At 58.2% G+C, this 22,292-nt stretch carries 21 protein-coding genes and 1 pseudogene; 7 read left to right on the top strand and 15 right to left on the bottom strand.

All coding sequences use genetic code 11. The annotated features are described in order from the left end of the window. Position 1: 1 nt before the first annotated feature. Positions 2–712: an SGNH/GDSL hydrolase family protein gene (locus ACR3ES_RS00250; RefSeq protein ID WP_170431071.1), complete on the top strand. Its 711-nt coding sequence runs from the start codon at positions 2–4 to the stop codon at positions 710–712. Here the strand turns inward: ACR3ES_RS00250 and rarD are convergent. The 10 genes from rarD to ACR3ES_RS00300 all read right to left on the bottom strand — a co-directional run bounded on the left by rarD (position 703) and on the right by ACR3ES_RS00300 (position 11,803). Further along, a complete protein-coding gene (gene rarD / locus ACR3ES_RS00255) occupies positions 703–1,608 on the bottom strand; it encodes an EamA family transporter RarD (protein ID WP_170431069.1) in 906 nt (301 codons plus the stop codon). The genes ACR3ES_RS00250 and rarD overlap by 10 nt on opposite strands. Before the next feature lie 161 nt (positions 1,609–1,769). Next, on the bottom strand, positions 1,770–4,223 hold the full coding sequence (locus ACR3ES_RS00260) for a GcvT family protein (RefSeq protein WP_170431067.1): 2,454 nt from the start codon (positions 4,221–4,223) through the stop codon (positions 1,770–1,772). Between the two features lie 89 nt (positions 4,224–4,312). Then, positions 4,313–5,296, bottom strand: a complete 984-nt coding sequence (locus ACR3ES_RS00265; RefSeq protein ID WP_170431065.1) for a helix-turn-helix domain-containing protein — start codon at positions 5,294–5,296, stop codon at positions 4,313–4,315. Positions 5,297–5,305: 9 nt separating this feature from the next. Continuing rightward, positions 5,306–6,199, bottom strand: a complete 894-nt coding sequence (locus tag ACR3ES_RS00270) for a homocysteine S-methyltransferase family protein (RefSeq protein ID WP_480424566.1) — start codon at positions 6,197–6,199, stop codon at positions 5,306–5,308. A 12-nt stretch (positions 6,200–6,211) separates the two neighbouring features. After that, on the bottom strand, positions 6,212–7,246 hold the full coding sequence (locus ACR3ES_RS00275; protein WP_170431236.1) for an alcohol dehydrogenase family protein: 1,035 nt from the start codon (positions 7,244–7,246) through the stop codon (positions 6,212–6,214). Between the two features lie 21 nt (positions 7,247–7,267). Beyond that, entirely contained in the window at positions 7,268–7,744 is a 477-nt protein-coding gene (locus ACR3ES_RS00280; RefSeq protein ID WP_170431061.1) for a cupin domain-containing protein, read from the bottom strand. 18 nt (positions 7,745–7,762) lie between these two features. Then, positions 7,763–10,210 carry a GcvT family protein gene (locus tag ACR3ES_RS00285; protein ID WP_170431059.1) on the bottom strand — a complete coding sequence of 816 codons (2,448 nt, stop codon included), beginning with the start codon at positions 10,208–10,210 and terminating at the stop codon, positions 7,763–7,765. 15 nt (positions 10,211–10,225) lie between these two features. Continuing rightward, positions 10,226–10,606, bottom strand: coding sequence for a GFA family protein (locus ACR3ES_RS00290; RefSeq protein ID WP_480424568.1), 381 nt, complete (start codon positions 10,604–10,606; stop codon positions 10,226–10,228). Positions 10,607–10,610: 4 nt separating this feature from the next. Further along, positions 10,611–11,234 (bottom strand): LysE family translocator, encoded by a 624-nt coding sequence (locus tag ACR3ES_RS00295; RefSeq protein ID WP_170431055.1) that lies wholly within the window; start codon positions 11,232–11,234, stop codon positions 10,611–10,613. Continuing rightward, on the bottom strand, positions 11,234–11,803 hold the full coding sequence (locus tag ACR3ES_RS00300) for an XRE family transcriptional regulator (protein ID WP_170431052.1): 570 nt from the start codon (positions 11,801–11,803) through the stop codon (positions 11,234–11,236). Before ACR3ES_RS00300 ends, ACR3ES_RS00295 begins: the two co-directional genes overlap by 1 nt. Before the next feature lie 117 nt (positions 11,804–11,920). On the opposite strand from ACR3ES_RS00300, the gene ACR3ES_RS00305 reads away from it, so the two are divergent. Next, on the top strand, positions 11,921–12,202 hold the full coding sequence (locus ACR3ES_RS00305; RefSeq protein ID WP_170431050.1) for a DUF1294 domain-containing protein: 282 nt from the start codon (positions 11,921–11,923) through the stop codon (positions 12,200–12,202). 110 nt (positions 12,203–12,312) lie between these two features. Here ACR3ES_RS00305 and ACR3ES_RS00310 read toward each other — a convergent pair whose 3' ends face one another. Then, positions 12,313–12,768, bottom strand: a complete 456-nt coding sequence (locus ACR3ES_RS00310) for a GAF domain-containing protein (protein WP_170431048.1) — start codon at positions 12,766–12,768, stop codon at positions 12,313–12,315. Between the two features lie 94 nt (positions 12,769–12,862). Continuing rightward, a complete protein-coding gene (locus ACR3ES_RS00315; RefSeq protein ID WP_170431046.1) occupies positions 12,863–14,035 on the bottom strand; it encodes an acetyl-CoA C-acyltransferase in 1,173 nt (390 codons plus the stop codon). A 102-nt stretch (positions 14,036–14,137) separates the two neighbouring features. Between ACR3ES_RS00315 and ACR3ES_RS00320 the strand changes: the two genes are divergently transcribed. The 3 genes and pseudogenes from ACR3ES_RS00320 (at position 14,138) to ACR3ES_RS00330 (ending at position 16,741) form a co-directional block, all read left to right on the top strand. After that, a complete protein-coding gene (locus tag ACR3ES_RS00320; RefSeq protein ID WP_170431045.1) occupies positions 14,138–14,476 on the top strand; it encodes an STAS domain-containing protein in 339 nt (112 codons plus the stop codon). Positions 14,477–14,499: 23 nt separating this feature from the next. Next, positions 14,500–14,949 (top strand): ATP-binding protein, encoded by a 450-nt coding sequence (locus tag ACR3ES_RS00325; protein WP_480424571.1) that lies wholly within the window; start codon positions 14,500–14,502, stop codon positions 14,947–14,949. Between the two features lie 214 nt (positions 14,950–15,163). Further along, positions 15,164–16,741, top strand: a pseudogene (locus ACR3ES_RS00330) (gamma-glutamyltransferase family protein). A 31-nt stretch (positions 16,742–16,772) separates the two neighbouring features. Here ACR3ES_RS00330 and hspQ read toward each other — a convergent pair. Continuing rightward, positions 16,773–17,099 (bottom strand): heat shock protein HspQ, encoded by a 327-nt coding sequence (gene hspQ, locus ACR3ES_RS00335; RefSeq protein WP_170431039.1) that lies wholly within the window; start codon positions 17,097–17,099, stop codon positions 16,773–16,775. Between the two features lie 80 nt (positions 17,100–17,179). Here hspQ and ACR3ES_RS00340 point away from each other — a divergent pair, with 80 nt between their 5' ends. Together ACR3ES_RS00340 and ACR3ES_RS00345 are read left to right on the top strand one after the other, a co-directional pair. Next, entirely contained in the window at positions 17,180–18,061 is an 882-nt protein-coding gene (locus ACR3ES_RS00340; RefSeq protein WP_480424574.1) for an AEC family transporter, read from the top strand. Between the two features lie 60 nt (positions 18,062–18,121). Beyond that, the gene (locus tag ACR3ES_RS00345) at positions 18,122–18,703 is read left to right on the top strand and encodes a transglycosylase SLT domain-containing protein (protein ID WP_170431034.1); all 582 of its coding nucleotides are present in this window, start codon (positions 18,122–18,124) and stop codon (positions 18,701–18,703) included. A gap of 16 nt (positions 18,704–18,719) precedes the next feature. Here the strand turns inward: ACR3ES_RS00345 and ACR3ES_RS00350 are convergent, their stop codons facing one another. After that, the gene (locus ACR3ES_RS00350) at positions 18,720–19,316 is read right to left on the bottom strand and encodes an outer membrane lipoprotein carrier protein LolA (RefSeq protein ID WP_170431032.1); all 597 of its coding nucleotides are present in this window, start codon (positions 19,314–19,316) and stop codon (positions 18,720–18,722) included. A 39-nt stretch (positions 19,317–19,355) separates the two neighbouring features. Beyond that, positions 19,356–22,283, bottom strand: a complete 2,928-nt coding sequence (locus tag ACR3ES_RS00355) for a DNA translocase FtsK (RefSeq protein WP_170431030.1) — start codon at positions 22,281–22,283, stop codon at positions 19,356–19,358. Positions 22,284–22,292 lie beyond the last annotated feature (9 nt).

The following is a 22,292-nucleotide window of genomic DNA, read 5'->3' on the forward strand; positions in this document are numbered from 1 at the left end:
TATGCCGCGCCCGATAGCGACCGATCAGATTTTGCGGGTGCCGTTGTTGCCGGTTCTAGCGGTGCAAGGGTTGTCCGTCCGCCGCAAGGCACAACTGTTGCCGGAGCCAACCGGTCCGAGACAAGGGCGCGACGGGCGGGGGCCACGCTTACGTCTTCTGATCACGGGTGACAGTTCCGCAGCCGGGGTGGGCGCGGGAACACAGGCGCAGGCTTTGTCAGGGCATTTAGTTAGCCGATTGGCGAGACACTACTCGGTCGAATGGCGATTGGAGGCGACGACAGGACATACCACGCAGGATACCATCGACAGGTTGAAGGACCTCGAGGGTCCATTCGATGCGGTTGTCACCGCGCTTGGCGTGAACGATGTGACCCGCGCCGTTACGCGAAAGGCATTTGCCGAGCGGCAAGCACAGTTGCTGGATCTTCTCACAAATGGGCTTGGCGCTCGGACGGTCGTTGCAACCGCCGTACCGCAGATGAACCGCTTTCCGGCCCTGCCGCAACCGTTGGCGTGGGTTCTGGGTCGTCAGGCCGCCCGGTTGGATGACGGGCTACAGCAGGTTGTCGCCGCTTATTCTCAGGCCCGGCATTTGACACTGGACTTACCGGATGACCCGGCGCTTGCCGCGCCTGACGGGTATCATCCCAGCCCAAGAACTTATGCGCTGTGGGCCGACGAAGCGGCCGGTATTCTGCTTCAGGCCTGAGCCCGCGCCTGCCGGATCATAGGGATCGAATACACCACCAGGGCGGCCCAGATCAGCGGGAACGCAATCATACGACCACGATCCACTTGCTCTCCGAAAACCGCTATCGCCGTGATGAAGATCATGGTCGGCGCAATATACTGTAGAATGCCCATCGTAGACAATCGCACCAGCTTTGCGCCGTTGGCGTACACAAGCAACGGAACGGCCGTCACGATGCCTGCTCCGGCCAACAACATTGTGTCGGTCGCCACCGCCCCGAAATGCCCGGTCCCCTTAGTGCCCAACCAGGTCACATGGGCGAGTGCGGGGATCAACAGGATCAGAACCTCAAGCAGGAACCCTTGATTTGGACCAATGGGAAGTGAGCGCTTGAAGAAGGCATAAAACCCCCAGCTCACCATCAGCCCCAAAGCCGCCCAGGGCAGCCTGCCCGCCTCGAGTACCAGCACCAGAACACCCAAGGCCGCCAGCCCAACCGCCACCAACTGAGTCCGGTTCAACGGCTCGCGCAAAAGGATCGCGCCCAGCGCTATGCTGAACAGCGGATTGATATAGTACCCAAGCGCCGCATCCAGAGCATGCCCTGACGTAATGGCCCAGACGTAGATGCCCCAGTTCACGGAGATTAGCGCGGCGGTCAGAGCCGCCATACCCAACATCTTGGGATTCCTGATCGCCGCTTTGATATCGCGGGTGCGCCCCAGTGCGACCAACAGCAGGCCAGCCACAGGAACCGACCAAATGATGCGATGAGACACAACCTCGACCGGCCCCATGTGCTCCATCGCTTTCATGTAAAGCGGCAGGAAGCCCCACAGCACATACGCCGTGACTGCCAACGCAAGACCTTTTGGCGTATCGGCATCTTGGGCTGGCGAAGGGGTGTCTGCCACGGCGGCTCTCCGGTTGATACCGGATTCCTTTACGGCAGATCAGGGCCTGTTGGGAACTGGGAAAACCGTGAAGTCGGGTATCAAGAATTGTGATGGGTCACTGGTTCAATGTCGCAAAATCGAGGCTGGGCGCTTATTGGCCCAGCCCCGATCACTATCCGTCAAACCTTTACGCGCTCGGATTTCGGATCATACATCGGCTTCAAAGACGCCTCGGCTTTGACTTTGACGCCACACACGTCGATCTCATATGTCGATCCAAGCACATCCGCAGCTTTTTCCCCTTCGCACGGAACATAGCCCATGCCGATCGCGGCACCCAAAGTGTGCCCGTAGTTGCCTGAACTGAGATAGCCTACATACGCGCCATCTCGGACAATCGGCTCATTGTGGAACAGCAGCGGCTCGGCGTCTGTCAGCTTGAACTGAACCAATCTGTTCTTTGGCCCCGACCCCTTGCGCTCAATCACAGCCTCACGCCCAATGAAATCGCACCCCTTGTCCGCTTTCACCGCAAAGCCAAGCCCTGCGTCAACAACGTGGTCTTCGCAGGTAATATCATGACCAAAATGGCGGAACCCTTTTTCAATGCGGCAACTGTCCATCATATGCATACCGCAGAGCTTCAGACCCATGTCCTGCCCAGCTTCATGCAGTGTTTCAAACACGTGACCGGCCATATCCGACGAGACATAGATTTCCCAACCGAGCTCACCAACGTAAGTCACGCGATGCGCCCGCGCGAGACCCATGCCAATCTCGATCTCTTGCGCCGTACCAAAGGGGTTTGATGCATTCGAGAAATCCGCTGGCGACACCTTTTCCAGTAGGACCCGCGCGTTCGGTCCCATGACTGCCAATACACCCTCACCTGCCGTCACGTCGGTGATCACCACGTTAAAGCCACCAGAGTTGCGCATCATCCATGTCTGATCTGCCAGTCGAGTGGCGGCAGGGGTGACAACCAGGTAAGAGGTCTGGTTCAGGCGCGTGACTGTGACGTCAGCCTCGATCCCGCCCGCGCTGTTGAGGAATTGCGTATAGACGATCTTGCCGTTGGGCACCGAGTAATCGCCACCGCCGATATAGTTCATGAATTTCTCGGCATCAGGACCTTCGACGCGGATCTTGCCGAACGAGGACATGTCATACATGCCGACATTCTCACGCACGGCACGGTGTTCTGCGGCTGAATTCTCAAACCAGTTCTGGCGTTTCCAGCTATACTGATACTCGCGTTCCTGACCCTCATTGGCAAACCAGTTGGCGCGTTCCCAACCAGCCAATTCGCCAAAAACAGCACCCTGCTCCTTCAGGTGATGGTGGAACGGTGTCCGGCGCACACCGCGCGCAGTAGCCTTCTGACGATACGGGTAGTGGTCGGCGTAAAGCAGGCCCAATGTCTCTTTCGAGCGTTCGAACAGGTATTGTTTGTTGCCCTGAAACGGCTGCATACGGCTGATGTCCACATCTCCGAGATCGAACGGTTTCTCGCCACTGTCCATCCATTCAGCCAGCGCCATGCCCGCACCGCCGGCGGACTGGATTCCGATCGAGTTGAACCCGGCAGCCACCCAGACGTTGTCCATCTCAGGTGCGAGTCCGAGATGATAGGCATCGTCCGGCGTAAAGCTCTCGGGACCGTTGAAGAAAGTGTGAATCCCCGCCTCCGCCAGCATCGGCATACGTTCACAGGCGGCTTCGAGGATCGGCTCAAAATGGTCGAAATCCTCGGGCAGTTGGTCGAACTCAAAGCTGTCGGGGATGCCGTCCATGGCCCAGGGTTTGGCGTTTGGCTCAAACGCGCCCAGCATCATCTTGCCTGCATCTTCCTTGTAGTAGGCGCATTCATCCGGCACGCGCAAAACCGGCAGAGGGGTCAGACCTTCGATGGGTTCCGAGACGATGTAGAAATGCTCACACGCATGCAGCGGTACATTCACGCCTGCCATACGGCCAACCTCGTGCCCCCACATGCCCGCGCAGTTCACCACCATGTCACATTCGATATGACCCGAGGCGCTGCCGTCATCGGAAACCCAGTCGACGCCGGTGACCTTGCGGCCCTGTTTGACGATATCTGTGACCTTCACCCGTTCCTTAACGATGCCGCCCCGCTGCCGCGCGCCCTTGGCAAGCGCCAGCGCGATGTTTGCCGGATCGCCCTGCCCGTCCAGCGGCAGGTAAACAGCGCCTGTGACACCATCGAGATTTAGATGCGGATACATCTCTTGCACCCGTTCGTTCGAGATCTCTTCGACCTCGACGCCAAAGGCGCGCGCCATGGCGGCCTGGCGGTAAATCTCTTCCTTACGCTCTTCGGTCAGCGCCACAGTGATCGACCCGACCCGCTTGAACCCGGTCGCGACGCCGGTTTCTGCCTCCAACGCGCCGTAAAGCTCTTGGCTATACTTCGCCAGTTTGGTCATGTTCGCGGTTGCCCGCAGCTGTGCGATCAGACCCGCTGCATGCCAGGTCGTTCCGCTGGTCAGTTGCTTGCGTTCCAGCAGAACAACATCCTTCCAGCCCTTTTTGGTCAGGTGATAGGCAACCGAACATCCGATCACACCGCCGCCGATAATGACCACACGGGCCTTGGTGGGAAGATCAACCATCCTGATGTCTCCGCTTTGTCAGGTTTTCCCCTACCTGACACGAAAGATCGACAGGAAACCCACCAAAAGCGTCAGCGTGTCGGCAAAAATCACCTTTGCGACATCTGCCTTCTTTCCCGCCGCATGACAAAGGGCGTGACGCCAAAAACGCTTTTGTAGACCGAGGAAAACCCGTTGGGAAAACCGCAAGCCAGTCCGATTTCCCGTACGCTCATCGTGGTGTTGAGCAGCAGGTTATTGGCTTTGGCCAGTCGCATCTCGCGATAAAACCCGTTCGGGGTCGTCCCAAAGAAGGATTTGAACTTACGCTCCAGCGAGCGGTTCGACAGGTGCAGTTCGTTGACGATCTCTTGAATCGGCAACGGGTCTTCGATATGTGCCTGCATCAGCTTGAGACACTGATCCAACTTAGCGTCGCCCGTAGCGCTTGTCTTGGCGCCGGAAAACGGCTGCATGGACGAGAAGTCCCGAATATTCTCGTGCAGCATGATGTCGGCGACCGTCATCTTGGCGGGTCCGGAAACATGCCGCCCGATCACGGCCAGGGAAACATCAGTTGTCGCGCCCATCCCGGCGCAGGTCACGACGCCGCCCTGTTCGGTTGCGATTGACAGCTTGGCCTCAAACCGCGCACCGCGCTCTCTCAGAAAGGATGCATTTTCCCAATGGGTTGCCAGGTTGTCGGTGCCTTGTTCATCGATGTAGCGACTGGCGGCTTCTGCTAGCAAAAAGACCTGTGCGCCACGATAGGTGTAATCCGAGACGATCCGTCCCAACGAAAGGTCCGGGTGATCGGGATCCGAATTGCCGATAACAAACAGATAGTCAGCCTTGGGATGCGGAAGGATGCGTTCGGTCGTCACGGTCGCCGCGCTGCTGCTGGGTACCGGGCCACCGCGCAAAGAACGATACGCATAGGTGAACGGAGGTCGTGAGCAAACCCTGTTGGCCAAACGCAATACATCCACCAATGACGCGAGCTCCAACAACACAAACCCTGGCGCGACCAGAACGTCAAAGTGCCAGGTTTCTTTGTCTAGCTGGGCTTTGTCAGGGTGCGTCTTGACCGTCATGCGAACTCCTCAGACGATCCGGTGACCGGCCGCTCGAATGCGCTTCGCAAGGGTTTCAATGTGATCGGGGCCGATCTCGCAACAGCCGCCGACAATTGTCGCGCCCTGATCGATCCAGTGCATGACATGCGCGGCATAGGCGTCCGGTCCGAGATCGTGACGCCGGTCCAGACTGTCGACCGTCGGTGCGTCTTCCAAAAAGCCGTCGGAAATATGTGTAAATCCGTTGGCATAGGCACCATAAGGCAGGCCCATTCCGGCAAGAATTTCAAGAGCTGCCGGAATCGCTTCGGGTCGGGAACAGTTGATCAGCACAGCCTGAGGTGCATATTGCGCGACAAGCGGACCAATGTCGCCGAGCGCTTCGCCGGACCGCAAACGGGAACCATCGCCGCCCATGACTGTCAGAGCCAGCCAAACCGGTTTTCCGGAGTTAGTAGTGCCGCGCAATGCGCCATCGGCTTCCAGCACCGACGAGACTGTTTCGATCAGGAAGAGGTCCACCCGGTCGCGCATCAGTTCGGCCAGTTCCGTGAACTTGGCACCAGCCTCCTCAGGATCGGGGTTCAAGTCGGGTCGATAAGAGGCCAGCAGAGGGCCAAGAGCCCCGGCAATGCGGGCCGAAGGGTCGCGCCGCGCCGCCTCAGCCTGCGACACTGCTGTTGCAATAAGCATTTCCAGTTGGTCTTCCAGACCCTCGCGCACCAGACGCGAGCGGTGGATCGCATAGGTGTTTGTCGTCGCGATAGTGGCACCCCGGCGGAAGTATTCAGCATGAACCGCGCCCACCAGATCGGGATGATCGATCATGACCCGGGTCGACCACAAGGGTGTCGGATTGTCACCGCTGCGCTTGACCAGCTCTTGTCCGACCGAGCCATCCAAAAGAGTGATATCTGCCATAATTTGTCTTTCTCAGGGGATCAGAACCAGCTTGCCCGGCAAGGATTTGGATTGGAAATCCTCCTGTGCCCGGGCTATCTCTTGCAACGGATAGATTCGTGATATCAATGGCTTGATCCGTCCGCCGTTCATCAACCCAACGAGACGGCCGAAGATGTCCGGTGATTGGTAGGTACATCCGTGAATCGTGATGTCGCGCAGATATATGTCACGCAAATCCGCTTCGACAATCGGGCCTGCGATTGCACCTGACACAGCGTAATGCCCGCCGGGTCTCAGCGCCTCGATAAGGGTGGGCCAAGCCGGGCCACCGACCACATCAATCACAACGTCAAACCTGTCGGCTGGCAAGATGGCATCGCGGTCGAAGGTTTCCGCTGCGCCCTGGGCTTTGACCACTTCGGCTTTGGAGGGTGAGGTCACACCCCAGACAGACGCGCCCCGAAGGGTCGCCAGTTGCACCGCAGCCAGACCGACGCCACCGGACGCCCCGGTGATCAGAACCTTGTGACCTGCCGTTACGCCAGCGCGGGTCAGCAGGTTTTCGGCGGTGCCAAACGCACAGGGGATGGCGGCAACTTCAACGTCGGACAAAGGCGAAGACGAAACATCATAAAGATCATCCGCCTCGACCAGACAAAACTCCGCAAAGGCCCCATCAATTTCCGATCCCAACGCAATGAAGCCATGTGGATGCCCTGGTCGCGGGCGCGGCAGATTGATCGGGCAGGTCACGCGCTGTCCTGGTTCGAAATTGGTTCGAGGTCCTACGAGTTCGACAATACCGCACAGATCGCCGCCCTGAATGCGCGGGAAATGCAGCGCACCACCCCAGCCACCGGCCTCGACGACCTGGTCGACAGCGTTTGTGGCACCGGTCACGTCTGACGAATACCAGCCGACGCGCGTGTTGATATCGGTGTTGTTCACGCCGGCAGCCGCAACCCGCACCAGAACCTGCCCCGGGCCGGGGGCGGGAACAGGAATGTCCTTGCGCCACTCCAGCACTTCCGGACCACCGTGACCGGTAAGGTAGACGCCGGACATGGTATTTGGCGCAACCACTTATCAGGCCCTACCGTCGGGATAAGGCGGAACCGGGCCCATCGGAACAATGTCGTAGCGGGCGTTCAACTCTGCCATTTTGGTCTGGTCCGCAAAATCGGCGTCACCCATAGTTGCCAACTCGGCGAGAAAGCCATCGAAGCCTGATGGCTGAAAGATCATAAGCATCTTCGCCGGGGCACCACCCGCCACGCGACACGCATGCGGAATGCCCGCCGGTACGTGCATCGTCGTGCCCGGCGAACAACGATGCCAATCCCCATCGACATAGAAATCCACCTCGCCTTCCAGAAAATAGAACGTCTCGGCGTGGCTGTCATGACGATGGAGGCCAAGCGCGAAGCTGGCCTTCAGATTGTCTTCCATAAGCGTATACGCCCCGTCTGTGTCCTGACCTGACACCTTTACAAAGGTGTGGTCATTCTCCCAGCCATAGTTGGGACCCTCTCCGGGCCCCAGCTTTGCGTATCGTTTGCTCATGGCTGTCTCCGCGAGAGTTTAAGCGCGCAACCGCTCGTTCTCGGGATCCCAGAGCGGTTGGTCCTGCTCTACCACAGCGCGGCATTTTTGGCCGTAGATTTCGACCTCAAGTTCGGTACCGGGATTGGCAAGCTCGGCCTTGATCATGCCCAGCGCGATGGATTTGCCGACGCGATAGCCCCACGCGCCCGAGGTCGTCTCGCCCACGATCTGATCCCCCTGCCAGATGCAGGACATGTAAGGCGCGTCACAGGCACCGGCCTCGACAGTCAGCGTGACAAAGGATTTCTTCACGCCTTGCTGCTTTTCGTTCAGGATCGCAGCCTTGCCGGGGAAGTCCTGCGGCTTGTCCAGTTTGACAAAGCGTTCCAGACCGCCTTCCAGCAGCGAGTAATCGGTGCTCAGATCGCCTTTCCATGCGCGGTATCCCTTTTCGATACGCAGAGAGTTCAGGGCGTACATCCCAAATGGCTTGGCACCGGCGTCGATAATCGCGTCGTAGATCGCAGGCATGTGTTCGTTTAGGGCGTGCACCTCCCAACCCAGCTCTCCCGCAAAGGAGACGCGGATCAGATATGCGGGCTGACCCGCAACAGTCGCGGATTGGTGGGTCAACCATCCCGACGTCAGATCCGCATCGGTCATGGTGGACAGGATCTCACGCGATTTCGGACCAGTGACGATCAGCGTGTCGCGCGTGGTGGTCACATCTTCGATCGACACACTGGCAGGCATCGCGGTCATGAGGATATCCCGATCATGCCATTGCGCGGTTGCCGCCGTGATCATCATAAACTCATCCTCACCCAAACGGATGCAGGACATTTCAGTCAGAATTCGACCGCGGCTATCCGAGATATAGATCAGGTTCATCCGGCCGACCTTTGGCAACCCGCCAGTGGCTAAACCACGCAGCGCTTCGGCGGCGCCCTCTCCCCTGAGCATGAAACGTGAGAAGCCCGGCAAATCCAGCACGCCACAATGATCTCGCACCGCTTCGCATTCTTCTCGGATGCGCTGCTCCCATGGGCCGGAGCGGCCCCAGGTGTGGGTCGCCTCGAGCGACGCGTCATCGCCTGGCTGCGCGAACCAGTTGGCGCGCTCCCATCCGTTATAAGCACCCATCACGCCGCCCAGCGCTTTGACCTTGTCATGTACCGGAGACAGCTTCTTGTCGCGTGCGGCAGGCCATTCGTGATGCGGGAAGTGCATGGCGTATTCGTTGCCGTAGACCTCCATGCCTTTCTGGTTGCAGTAATCCTGATCGGTGTAATCGGTGTAACGGCGCGGATCGACCGCCCACATGTCCCATTCGGTCGCGCCATCGACGATCCATTCCGCCAGAACCTTTCCGGCGCCCCCGCCCTGCGCGATGCCAAAGGTGAATGTGTGCGCCTCAAACGCGTTTCTCACACCCGGCATCGGACCGATCAGCGGCAGTCCGTCCGGCGCGTAAGGGATCGGGCCGTTAATCACGCGGCCAACGCCCGAGCTTGCCATCAGCGGCACACGCTCCATAGCGTCGGTCATGATATCTTCGATCCGGTCCAGATCGTCGTTCCAAAGCTGAAAGCTGAAATCTTCGGGCATCGGGTCATCCTCGGTCATCCAGTGGCCCTTGCAGTTGGGCTCGTAGGGTCCAAGGTTGAAGCCGTTCTTTTCCTGACGCAGGTAGTACGAGATATCCACGTCGCGCAGCAGAGGCAGCTTGCCGCCATTTTCCTTTGACCATGCTTCGATTTCGGGAATCTCATCTGTCAACAGGTACTGGTGGCTCATAACCATGGCGGGAACCGTTCGACCACCGAAGGGCTTGAACCACTCACCGACTCGCTGTGCGTAGTAGCCAGCCGCATTGACCACGTGGTCGCAGGCGATATCACCCTTGTCAGTGTGAACAGCCCATGTGCCATCATCATGCTGGGTCACACCGGTCGCGGGGGTGAAGCGGAGAATCTTCTGGCCCATATCCCGCGCGCCCTTGGCCAAAGCTTGCGTCAGCTGCGCCGGATCAATGTCACCGTCACTAGGGTCATACAGCACGCCTTCCAGATCGTGCGTTTCAAGGAATGGATACTTTTCCTTGGCCTGTTCGGGCGTCCACATCTCCATCTCGATGCCCTGATAGCGGCCCATCGCCATGGCGCGTTCGAACTCCTGTACCCGCTCTTTCGAATGCGCCAGTCGGATCGAGCCGGACTGGTGATAGTTCATCGGGTAATCGACCTCTTCACCCAGACGCGCATACAGCTCGGTCGAATAGCGCTGCATGTTCATGATCGCCCACGATGTTGAAAAGGTCGGTACGTTGCCCGCAGCATGCCACGTCGAGCCTGCGGTCAGTTCATTCTTTTCCAGCAGAACACAGTCGGTCCAGCCCTTCTTGGCCAGATGATACAGCGAGGAGGCCCCCACCACACCGCCGCCGATAATGACCACGCGGGCTTTTGTCGGAAAGTCGCTCATATTTCTTGATCCCTGTTACTGTGCCTCTTGAGGCAGGTCGTCCGTGATGTCGTAGTAGTCGCCCTTGTCGGCCACAAAGATGTGCCGGGAAAGCCGTAGCCCGGTGGGTTCGCTGAGCGCCCCCATAGAAATCGAAATGGTGTCCTCGTCATTATACTGCCAAAACAGAAAGGCGCCGCAGTCGCGGCAGAACCCGCGTCGCGCAATGTCAGAGGCCCGGAACCAGGTTAGGGTTTCGTCAGCATCGATGTTCAGATTGTCCTGATGGGTCGACGTCGAGGCCCAGACATGGCCGGATTGCTTGCGGCACTGACCGCAATGGCACGCTGAGGGCGGCGACAACGTACCCTCAATTGTGAACGTAACTGCGCCGCACAGGCAGGACCCGGTTTGCATCGCACTACCCCCTTGTTGCCGGCGCGGTACTGGTACCCAGCAACACGCCATACACGACGAAACAGGTGGCCATCACGCGGCGCACCCAGATGTTGAAAACCGCCCCAAGTGCAGCCTTGCCCATCAGCGCCCCAAGCAGGGTGAACCCCGTATAGCTCAGCGTTGTGATGATCAGGGCGGTGGGCATAATGACAAACATCTGCTGCCATATCGGAACATCCGGCTGCACAAATTGCGAAAAGGCTGCCAGATATCCCGCCACGCTCTTGGGATTGATGGTCGCAATGGCCAGCGCATGCAGATACACATGTTGCGCCGGGCGTTCCGTTGAAGGGGCAGGTTTTGTGGCGTTCATCCAGCCGCGAACACCAAGCCAAATCAGAAACCCCGCACCGATCAGTTTCGCGACAAAAAACCCGGAAGGTGAAGCCGCTATCAAAGCGGTTACGCCCAGCGCAGACAGGATCAGAAAAGTACTGGCCTGTGTCAGAATTGCCAGAACGCCCAACATGGCCTTGGGGAACGTCAAGCTCATCCCGTTGGATATGCAATTGACCGCATTCGGGCCGGGCGTAGTGACAAACACCACCCAGAACAGCGCGAATATGGTCCAGGCTTCCAGGCTCATCAGTACACCGGCGGGGCAATGACCCAGACGGCCACGGCAGGCTCATCATATGGGTTGGCCCAGTGATAGGTTTCGTGCTTGATCCGAAAGCTGTCCCCCGGGCCGACCGAAAAGCGACGCGACCCGATCGTCAGATCCAGCTGTCCTGAGACCAGATATCCGACTTCTTGCGTGGGTCGATCTGCTGGGGTTTGCATCCGGGAATTGGGTTCAAAGGTCGAATGAACGACTTCGAAATCATCCGTCAGGTCCGGCGACAGCAGCTCTTCGATCAACCCTTCCTCGCGCGAGCCCATGGGGCGCCGCGATCCCGCTCGCACAACGTAACCTTGTTCTTCGACCGGCGCGGCGGAATGGGCAAACAACATCGACATTGGCACACCCAGACACTCGGCAATCAAACGCAGATCCGAGATCGAAGGTTCTGACAGGTCACGCTCCACCTGACTGAGCCAGCCGACAGAGCGGTCCAAACGTGCCGCGATCTCGGTCAGAGTCAGTCCACGCGCCTTGCGCAAGGCACGAATATCGGCACCGAGTGTCGCACGTTGGGGGGCTTGGCTGTTCAATTGCCACTCCGATATCTCGTGAAATTTCTTCCCTGATTTTCATCTTGATGCGAATCGGTGAAAAATCCAAGCAGTTTTTCATTTGCGGTCTGGTGACGGCTTAGGTAAGTCGCACGCATGTGGATTGCGGTCACCTACCTATGGACAATCAATGGATTAACCTTACTGGTTTTCGGGTGGGACAAACTGCGGGCTCGGCGCCGAAAACGACGCGTGCCCGAGCGCAAGCTGTTATGGCTTGCCGCGTTGGGGGGCAGCCCGTGTGCCCTGCTGGGTCGATGGATTTTTCGCCACAAAAGCCGTAAGCGCGGTTTCACTGCAATTCTTTTCGGCTTGTTGGGCGTGCAGGCGCTTGCATTTTACTTTCTGGTATCAACCAAGGCCCTGGAAACAATATGAAAATCGGTCTTCGCTTCCACCGTCGATACTGAACACCGGAATGACAAGCTCAGCGTTGCAAGCCCCAAGGTTCGGCGTGTCGATTAGGTTTGGATACCTTTTGAACGCCGTTATCCTCTTGCAAAGACCTGCGTCAGGATTGCATCCAGATTCCGGGCGTCATCTTCGTCAAACGCATCAGGCTGGTCGCTGTCGATGTCGAACACTGCCATGACGTCGCCGGCAGTATTACGCACTGGCAACACCAGCTCTGACCTTGTGGATGTGGCGCAGGCGATATGACCCGGGAAGGCATCAACGTCTGCCACCAACTGAACTTCACCCGTGCGCGCCGCCGCACCACACACGCCGCGCTCGAACGGGATCACAAGACAGCCATGCCCACCCTGATAAGGACCGATTTTCAACAGGCCCGGTTCGGTCACCCGGTAGAACCCGGTCCAGTCGAAACGGGCGTCCGCATGATGCACTTCGCAGGCCACAGTCGCCATGAGGGCGACGAGATCGGTTTCCCCTTCGGTCAGGGCCGATATGGTTTTGGCAAGCGTATCGTAATCAAGGCTCATGACGGTGCTATTGGCGGCAAGTTTTAACAAAACCTGACCCTTGTTATCGCCAAGGGTCCAAGCTGTTTCGGAGTATTGGAAAATGGGTGAACCGTCAAACGCGTTCGATTGCGATGGCTGTGCCCTCTCCGCCTCCGATACAAATGGCGGCCACGCCGCGTTTGAGATCTCGTTTTTCCAGCGCATTCAGCAGCGTCACCATGATCCGCGCACCGGATGCGCCAATCGGGTGCCCAAGGGCACAGGCACCGCCGTTCACGTTCACTTTGTCACGCGGCAAACCCATCTCGTGCATGAAGGCCATGGGAACGACGGCAAAGGCTTCGTTGACCTCCCACAAATCGACATCGTCCTTGGACCATCCGATTTTGGACAGCAGTTTTTGCGCCGCCGGAACCGGGGCTGTTGTGAAAAGACCAGGTGCCTGTGCGTGGCTGGCATGCCCCAGAATGCGGGCGCGGACGGTCAACCCCTGCGTTTCGGCCGCATCTGCAGACGCAAGCACCAGCGCGGCGGCGCCGTCTGAAATGGAGGATGAATTGGCCGCCGTCACGGTCCCGTCCTTGCGAAACGCAGGTTTCAGTGTGGGGATCTTTTCGGGCCGAGCAGATTTTGGCTGCTCATCCGTTTCCTGTGTGATCTCACCTTTTCGGGTTCGCACAGTGACGGGCGTGATTTCACCGTCAAAGGCGCCATTGTCCTGAGCCGCCAGCGCGTTAGAGAGCGATTGCAGCGCATATTCATCCTGCGCCTCGCGTGTGAACTGGTATGCTTCGGCACAGTCTTCGGCAAATGTACCCATCAAGCGACCCTTGTCATAAGCGTCTTCCAACCCGTCCAGAAACATGTGATCGACGACCTGACCATGGCCAATACGGGCCCCGCCGCGCATCTTGGGCAACAGGTATGGCGCGTTTGTCATGCTCTCCATTCCGCCAGCAACCATTGTATCGGCATGCCCCAATGCGATCTGGTCATAGGCCATCATAGCCGCTTTCATCCCCGACCCGCACATCTTGTTGAGCGTTGTCGCAGGTACCGACTCGTCCAGCCCTGCCGCAAACCCGGACTGGCGGGCGGGCGCCTGGCCCTGCCCCGCAGGAAGGACACAACCCATCAGAACCTCATCAACCGTCTGCGCGCCGGCTTGGGCCAGCGCCGCCTTGATTGCGTGCCCGCCAAGGTCCGCAGCAGCAACACCGTCGAACATTCCCTGAAATCCACCCATAGGCGTGCGCGCGGCCCCTACAATCACGACGTCTTTCATCCGGGTTGTCCTCCTGTTTCCCGCCTTCTGAATACCGAATGGTAAGAATTGCCGTCTAGCGTATTTCTACGACGTATCATCAAATTCGGAGGACGGTCGAACATGGCACTCACCAGCACAACGACCGACACAACTCAGGTCATCACGGTTCATGCGAAACGCATCGACGCCGCAATGGCCATTGAGTTCAAGGAAGATATGCGCACTGAAACTGAAGGCGGCGCGAGTCGTGTTGTACTTGATCTGTCCAATGTAGAGTTCATCGATTCCAGCGGGCTAGGCGCAATTGTCGCGTCGATGAAACAACTGGGCGAAGACCGACGGCTGGACCTCGCCGGTCTGCAGCCGGTGGTCGAAAAAGTCTTTCGGTTGACCCGTATGGACACGGTTTTCAAGCTTTTCGCCAGTCTTGACGACGCTTTGTCAGTCGCTATGGAATGACCCTTCAGCAGGAGTGGACCGGCGTGAAGCCTCTTTCTGACGAACCCTGCCTGGAGCTGAGCTTCCCCGCGATTGAGACCGAAGCCAGTGTCGGAATCGCCGAGCTTAGCAGCGGCCTAGAGAAGCGGGGGCTTCCCCCGCACAAAGCAGATGACGTGAAGATTGCCCTGGCCGAGGCAATCAATAACGTCGTGGAACACGCCTACGCCGGAATTGCGCCCGCCAAAGTCCGCGTCACCTGCCGACTGGATCAGGACAGACTGGACATCTTGATTTCGGACACGGGCAATCCCTTGCCAGGACTTCACCCACCTGATGGGACACCCGCGCCGCTTGGGACGTCTGTTCAGGAGCTGCCCGAGGGCGGGTTTGGCTGGTTTCTGATCCACCAGCTGACCAACGATATCCGCTATGAGTACAGTCGCGGTTGCAACCGGCTGTCGCTGCGGTTTGACTTTGCAAGACAGGATTGATTGGGCATGAATGGCCACAATAAGGCCTTTTTCGAACCATTGTAGCGCCTCAAACAGGCGACATAACATATCCCGTAGCTCAGATAGCTTCCCTCGGCGCCATGTGTCACAGCCCCCACCCAGTGAACGGCGCCGAGGAACTTCTCCCTTGAAATGGCTGGACAATCCTGGATTGCGTAATACCTTCGCCCCGTTAAGCGGGAGGGTTTGCGGAATGCGCGATTTGCAACAACCGGGTCGGTCCGAAGTACTGGCGACAGAGGGGATGTGCGCAACCTCGCACCCGCTTGCGGCAAAGGTGGCAATCGACATTCTGACACAGGGCGGCAACGCGATGGATGCCGCGATTGCTGGGGCGGTTGTGCTTGGCATTTGCGAACCGCAGATGACCGGCTTGGGCGGGGATTGCTTTGTTCTCTACAACCGGGCCGGCGAAAACATCATTCGCGGGCTCAATGGCTCTGGCCGCGCCGCGGCGGCGACGCGGGCTGAAGAGTTGCGGATCAACGGCTTGTCGACTGTGCCCTTAAACACGCCGGACGCAATCACGATACCCGGCGCGGTCGACGCGTTTTGTCACCTCGCAGAAACCGAAGGGCGCTTGGGTTTGGACGTGATCTTGCAACCCGCAATTCAATACGCTGATCGCGGTGTTCCGGTTGCGGAACGCGTCGCCTTTGACTGGCAAACCGGAGAAACCGTGCTTCAGGGCGCGGCGCGAGAGCATTATCTGATCGAGGGGCAGATCCCTCAGGTTGGACAGATTTTTCGCGCGCCAGGTCAGGCCGAGGTGTTGCGCCGGATTGCCCGCGACGGGCGTGACGCCTTCTATTCGGGCGACATCGCCCACGACATGATCGCAACGCTGTCATTGATGGGGGGCGTTCACACCGCTGAGGATTTTGAAGCCACGAGATGCACCGTGTCAGAGCCTATAAGTGGTGACTATAACGGAACCGAACTGGTGGAGCATCCGCCCAATGGGCAAGGCGCCACCGCGATTCTGCTGCTCAACATTCTCAAGCATTTCGATCTGTCAAAGATGGATCCATTCGGGGCCGAACGGGTGCATATCGAGGCCGAGGCTACGAAACTGGCCTATGATGCCCGCAACCGTTTTATTGCCGATCCGGATCACACAGCCCGGGCCGAGCGTTTCTTGGACCCTGAAACTGCGGCTAGGCTTGCCGCGTTGATCGACCCCAAACGTGCAATGCCGGCAGCCGCACCCCTAACCGAAGCCGTTCATAAGGACACCGTGTATATCACCGTTGTGGATCGTGATCGCATGGCCGTTTCGCTGATCTATTCGATCTTTCATAGCTTCGGGTCGGGGATCGCGTCCGAGAAGTACGGTATTCTGCTGCAAAACCGAGGGGCTGGGTTCTCTCTGGAGCCCGGCCATCCTAATGAACTGAGCGGTGGCAAACGCCCGATGCACACAATCATTCCCGGACTGCTGCGACAGAACGGCCGCGTCGAGATGCCCTTTGGCGTGATGGGCGGTGCCTATCAGCCCACCGGGCACGCGCGCTTCTTGTCCAACCTCACGGATTTTGGACTTGGGCTGCAGGCCAGTATAGACGCGCCGCGTGCATTTGCCGACGGCCCTGCCCTCAAACTGGAACAGGGGTATTCTACCGAGATTTCGAAATAGTTATCTGAAATGGGGCACAATATCCACATTTCAGAAACACCTATCGGCGGCGCCCAAGCCATCCGAATCCGCAGTGATGGTGTTTTGCAAGGGGCCAGTGACCCTCGCAAAGATGGATGTGCACTGGGGTATTGAGAACGCGGGTCCGTGCCGAGTTTCGGATCGGTCAGTTCAGATGAAAGTGCAGCGGGTAGACCCCATCCTCGAACGGTCCGAACATGTTGGGAATATCGGGATGTTCAACCGGTTCGCCGGATTGGTCAGCAATCAGATTTTGTTCTGAAACATAAGCCACATAGAAGGACTGATCATTTTCGGCCAGCAAATGATAAAACGGCTGATCCTTGATCGGGCGGCTGTCCTCGGGGATTGCCTCGTACCATTCTTCGGTGTTGGAAAACTCGGGGTCAACGTCAAAAATCACCCCTCGAAAGGGATGTTTTTTGTGGCGAACCACCTGACCCAGGCGGTACTTAGCTTGTGTCTTCAGCATCTCTTCTGCCCCCACCGCACTTACTAGCGTGTTCCGGGCCGGAATGCCAATCATTGATCTGAAATTTAAGGAAACAGTCTGTGAACCTCTTACTGACAGTGTTCGAAATCGTTGCGCCGGTTTTCCTGTTGGGCGGCGTCGGATTTGCGTGGGTCCGGCTGGGTTTCGAGTACCGTCTGCAATTTGTAACCCGCTTTGCCATGACCCTTGCGGTGCCCAGCCTGATCTTTGTGGCGCTGATGCAAACGGATATTCCGGGCGGCGATCTTTCGCGATTTACCGTGGCGGCGATCTTGGCAAACCTCGCCCTTGCAAGCGTGTTCTGGCTGGTCGTTCGCGTGCTGAACCTGGACCAACGCACGTACCTGTCTCCGCTGATTTTTGGCAATACTGGTAACTTGGGATTGCCGCTGTGCATCTTTGCCTTCGGCCAGGTCGGGCTTGGCTATGCTGTGATCTTCTTTTCGATTTCCGCTCTGTTTTCATTTACTTACGGTATCTACCTTGTTGCAGGGAAAGGGTCGTTCGGAAAGGTGCTGCGCGAGCCGATGGTTTGGGCCACGCTTCTGGGCGCGTTGTTTTTGTGGCGCGGATGGGAAACACCGCTGTTTCTGACAAATACGCTGGGCTTGCTGGGTCAAATGGCCGTGCCGATGATGCTGATTACGCTGGGTGTCGCCATTGCCAGATTGGCCCCGCAGAGGTTGGGTCAGGCCGCATGGCTTGCGGTCCTGAAGTTGGGTGTTTGCTTTGCCCTCGGCTGGACGGTGGCCCTGTCCTTCGGTCTTGAGACGGTGGCCTTTGGCGTTCTGGTTTTACAGATGTGCACGCCCGTCGCGGTCACGTCCTATTTGCTTGCCGAGCGGTTTAACGCCGATTCCGACGCGGTGGCCGGTATGGTCATGGTTTCCACACTGTTGTCGGTGGGTGCCTTGCCAGTTGTGCTGGCTATGGTTTTGTAACGAAAGTGATTTCCTCTGCCTGCAATCTGCGCTAGAATGCAGAAAAAAGGCACGAGGCACATGAGCAGAATTCTTTTCGTACTCCTTGGGGTGCTGCTTTTGGCATCCTGTGGTGGTGGGTCCCAGCGCCCGCCCAGCAAACTCAATGACGCGTGCAGCATTGCGCGCGAACGTCCAGACTTTATCAAAGCGTTCAAGAGCACCGAGCGAAAATGGGGCGTCCCGGTTCACGTTCAGATGGCAACAATCTATCAGGAAAGCCGGTATCGTCACGACGCGCGCACACCGCATAGGTATGTTCTGGGCGTCATTCCGATGGGCCGTCAAAGCAGCGCCTATGGCTTTAGCCAAGCGCTGGACGGGACCTGGGAAGAATACCAGAAAGAAACCGGGAAACGCCGCGCCAAACGGGACCGTATCCGTGACGCGTCGGATTTCATCGGCTGGTACATGAACAAGACGTACGAGCGGAACGGCATCCACCCGACCGACACGCGCAATCAGTATCTCGCGTATCACGAGGGGCACACAGGGTTTGCCCGCGGCAGCTACAACAGCAAATCCTGGTTGGTGAACGTAGCCAATGACGTGGATTCCCGCGCTCAGATGTATCAGGCCCAATTGGCCAGCTGCAGATACTAACGCATCCGACAGCGGGTCAGCGATTGCCTGATCCGCTGCGGGTTCTGCTGGAAAACAGGTCCTGATCGACAGGGCCACCTTCGGTCAGCTGTCCCAGCAAGACTGTTGTCTGGGTCCCCGCACTGTCGTGAATCACCCATTTTCGGAGTTCAACCGGATCGCCAGTGAACATCAGTTCGATGCGACCGGAGTCGGGATTTTTGGGATCCTGCGCTGTCACAACCGTGGCAGTTCCGTCAAAGTCGTGCCCGACGACCATATTGGCCTGACTCAGGTTCACATTGCGCGCCAGTACCAGCGACAGAGGCGTGCGGTTCAGCGGGTACTGCTCGGGCGGTTGATTTGACTTCGGATCAAAGATCTTGACGCTGCCAGAACGCGCCACAACCACTGCGCTGTTGGGTGGGTCGTATTCGAACCGCATCTTTCCGGGTCGCTCCAACCACAGCTTTCCCGTGCTGAGCGACCCGTTATCATTGACCTGCGTGAACGTGGTTTGAACCGTTTTCAACCCGTTCAGATAGTTGGAGATTTGTGACAGCGGCAGTTTATCTGCCGCCCACACAGCAGGCGCGGAGAGTGTCAACGCGAGGGCTAAGGCAATCTGTTTCATGCCCCACAGATATGCGCTCAGCCCGTGTTATTAAATATCCTATTGCTCGGGGACCAGGATTTCCCGCTTTCCGACGTGATTTGCCGTCGAAACAACGCCTTCCTCCTCCATTTGCTCAACAAGCCGCGCAGCTTTGTTGTAGCCAATGGCGAGTTTTCGCTGAATGTATGAGGTCGAGCACTTGCGATCCTTGATCACAATTGCGACCGCCTGATCATAGAGCGCATCCTCACCATTCGTGTTGCCACCAACACCCAGGCCCAAGACAGCATCGATATTGTCGGCTTTGTCTTCGGCCGGGCCATCCAACACAGTGCTTACATAATCCGGCGGTCCGAACTGTTTCAGGTGGTTAACGATTTCTTCGACCTCTTCGTCCGAAACAAATGGACCGTGGCAACGGGTGATCTTTGCGCCACCTGCCATGTAAAGCATGTCGCCCTGCCCCAGCAGTTGCTCGGCCCCCATTTCACCCAGAATGGTCCGGCTATCGACTTTCGACGTCACCTGGAACGAGATCCGGGTCGGGAAGTTTGCCTTGATCGTTCCGGTGATCACGTCGACCGAGGGGCGTTGGGTCGCCATTATCAGGTGAATGCCCGAGGCGCGCGCCATCTGCGCCAGACGCTGGATGCAGGCCTCGATCTCTTTACCCGCGACCATCATCAGGTCGGCCATCTCGTCGACGATCACGACGATATAGGGCATCGCTTCGGGTGCGAATTCCTCGGTCTCGAACATCGGTTCGCCGGTTTCGTCGTCAAACCCGGTCTGGACCGTGCGACTGAACAGTTCTCCCTTGGATAGGGCATCTTTTACGCGGCCATTGTAGCCTGCGATGTTGCGGACGCCCATTTTGGACATCTTGCGATAACGATCCTCCATCTCACCCACGACCCATTTCAGGGCGACAACCGCCTTTTTTGGATCGGTCACAACGGGCGACAGTAGGTGCGGAATGCCGTCATAGACGGACAGCTCCAGCATCTTGGGGTCGATCATGATCAGGCGGCATTCATCCGGCGTCAGCTTATAGAGCAACGACAGAATCATTGTGTTGATCGCTACCGATTTACCGGAACCGGTGGTCCCGGCGATCAGCAGGTGAGGCATTTTTGCCAGATTTGCCACAACGGACTCGCCACCAATATCCTTGCCCAGCGCAAGAGGTAACGCATGGTTGCCGTCTCCGAAATCACGGCTGGCGAGGATTTCGCGCAATACCACCATCTCGCGGTTTTCATTCGGCAGTTCGATACCGATGACAGAGCGGCCGGGCAGGGTCGAGACGCGCGCAGACAAGGCCGACATTGAGCGGGCAATGTCATCAGCCAGACCGATCACGCGGCTGGCTTTCAAACCTGGAGCGGGCTCCAGTTCGTACATGGTGACGACAGGACCGGGGCGAACGCTAACGATTTCGCCCTTCACACCATAGTCGTCCAACACGTTTTCCAGCATCCGCGCGTTTTCCTCCAGGGCTTCATCGCTCAGATGATGGCGCTGGATTTTGGACGGGTTGGACAGCAGGCCAAGCGGCGGAAGTTCGAAATCGGCGTGTTTTTCCTCAAAAGACAAAGTGGGTTGCGCCTCGGCCTGCGCGCGGCGCGACGGGGGTGGGGCACGCCGGACAGGCTGCGCGACAACGGGTTTGCGCGGTTCGGCCACAGGAATCTTCATCGCGGGACGTGATTGGGCACCATCCACCAGCACAGCCTCATCGTCGAAATCCGGTTGCGGCAGATAATCCTGCGCCGGATCGAATCCGTCGTCTGTCTGCGGAGCAAACTCATCTTCCACAGGTTCCTGCCAATCCGGGAGACCGGATGCCGTAAGGGGTGGTTCGGGCGGCAAACCGGTCGAGGTAACCGGAGGTTCTGGTGGCAGACCACCCGCCTGGTGCGTATTGAGGATCAACGGATCCGGCCCGCGTCCCCGTCCCTTGGTCAATGGCAGGTTCGGGTCCGGTTCAGCTGTCATCTCACCCGTTGCCACTTTGCGGCTGCGCACGGCGGCGGAAATTTTCGACCGAATGCGGTCTTCGCCGGGCATCTCATCATACCCGGTGACAGGTTCCGGATCGATCAGCTCGGGTTCCGGCATTGGGTCTGGGCGCCGGATCAAGGCCGGCATTCGGGCTAGTAACCCTGTTTTGGTCGCAGGCGCCGGAGCTTGTAACTCTGCGTCTTCAAAAACCGGATCTCCAAAGACGATTTCGTCCTCGAATTCGGCTTCGGCAGCTTCAGCCCGCGCCGCCCTGCGGTCATCCCAGTGTGCGCGCCGGTCGCGGGCCGCCTTTGCCGTCGCAGATGCACCGCGGCCCATCAGGTTCATCAGAGCATCGTAGGACACGACAAGACCCAGCAGGAACGCGCGGGTTCCGCGCACAACATCCGTTTTGGTGAACCCTGTTACAAAGACACCCATAGACAGCATTCCAACCGCCATGGCGAGTGACATCAGCTTGACCATGAAATGCGATGAGATTGGCAGCAGCGTCAGCAACGCACCCATGACCGTATCGCCAAACAAACCACCCAGCCCATAGCTGTGCGTGGCACGCCATTCCGCGCCGGGCACCAGGGTTGCGGCATAAACGGATACAACTGCAATCCAGATCGGGGCAAAGATCAGCCGCGCCACAGCGCGCTCTTCGCCATAATGCCCGGCAAAACGCACACCCCACGCGATCAGGACCAACGCGATGCCCCAACTGCCCCAGCCGACGATCATGAACAAAGGCGCTGCGATTGAGGCGCCAGTCCGCCCCATCCAGTTCTGCACCGGCGCATCTGTGGACACCATCCAGTTCGGATCATCCGGCGTGTAAGACCAGATCATTGCCGCAGCCGCGAACCCCAACAGGATCAGGGCGATCCCGATCAATTCCTTGCTGCGCCGTTCAATGGCGGCCTGCGTCGTGCTGTCCAACAATGGATCGCGATTGCGCGCGTTCAATGATGCCATTTTGCCCTC

It is taken from the genome of Ruegeria sp. B1, from assembly GCF_056535885.1.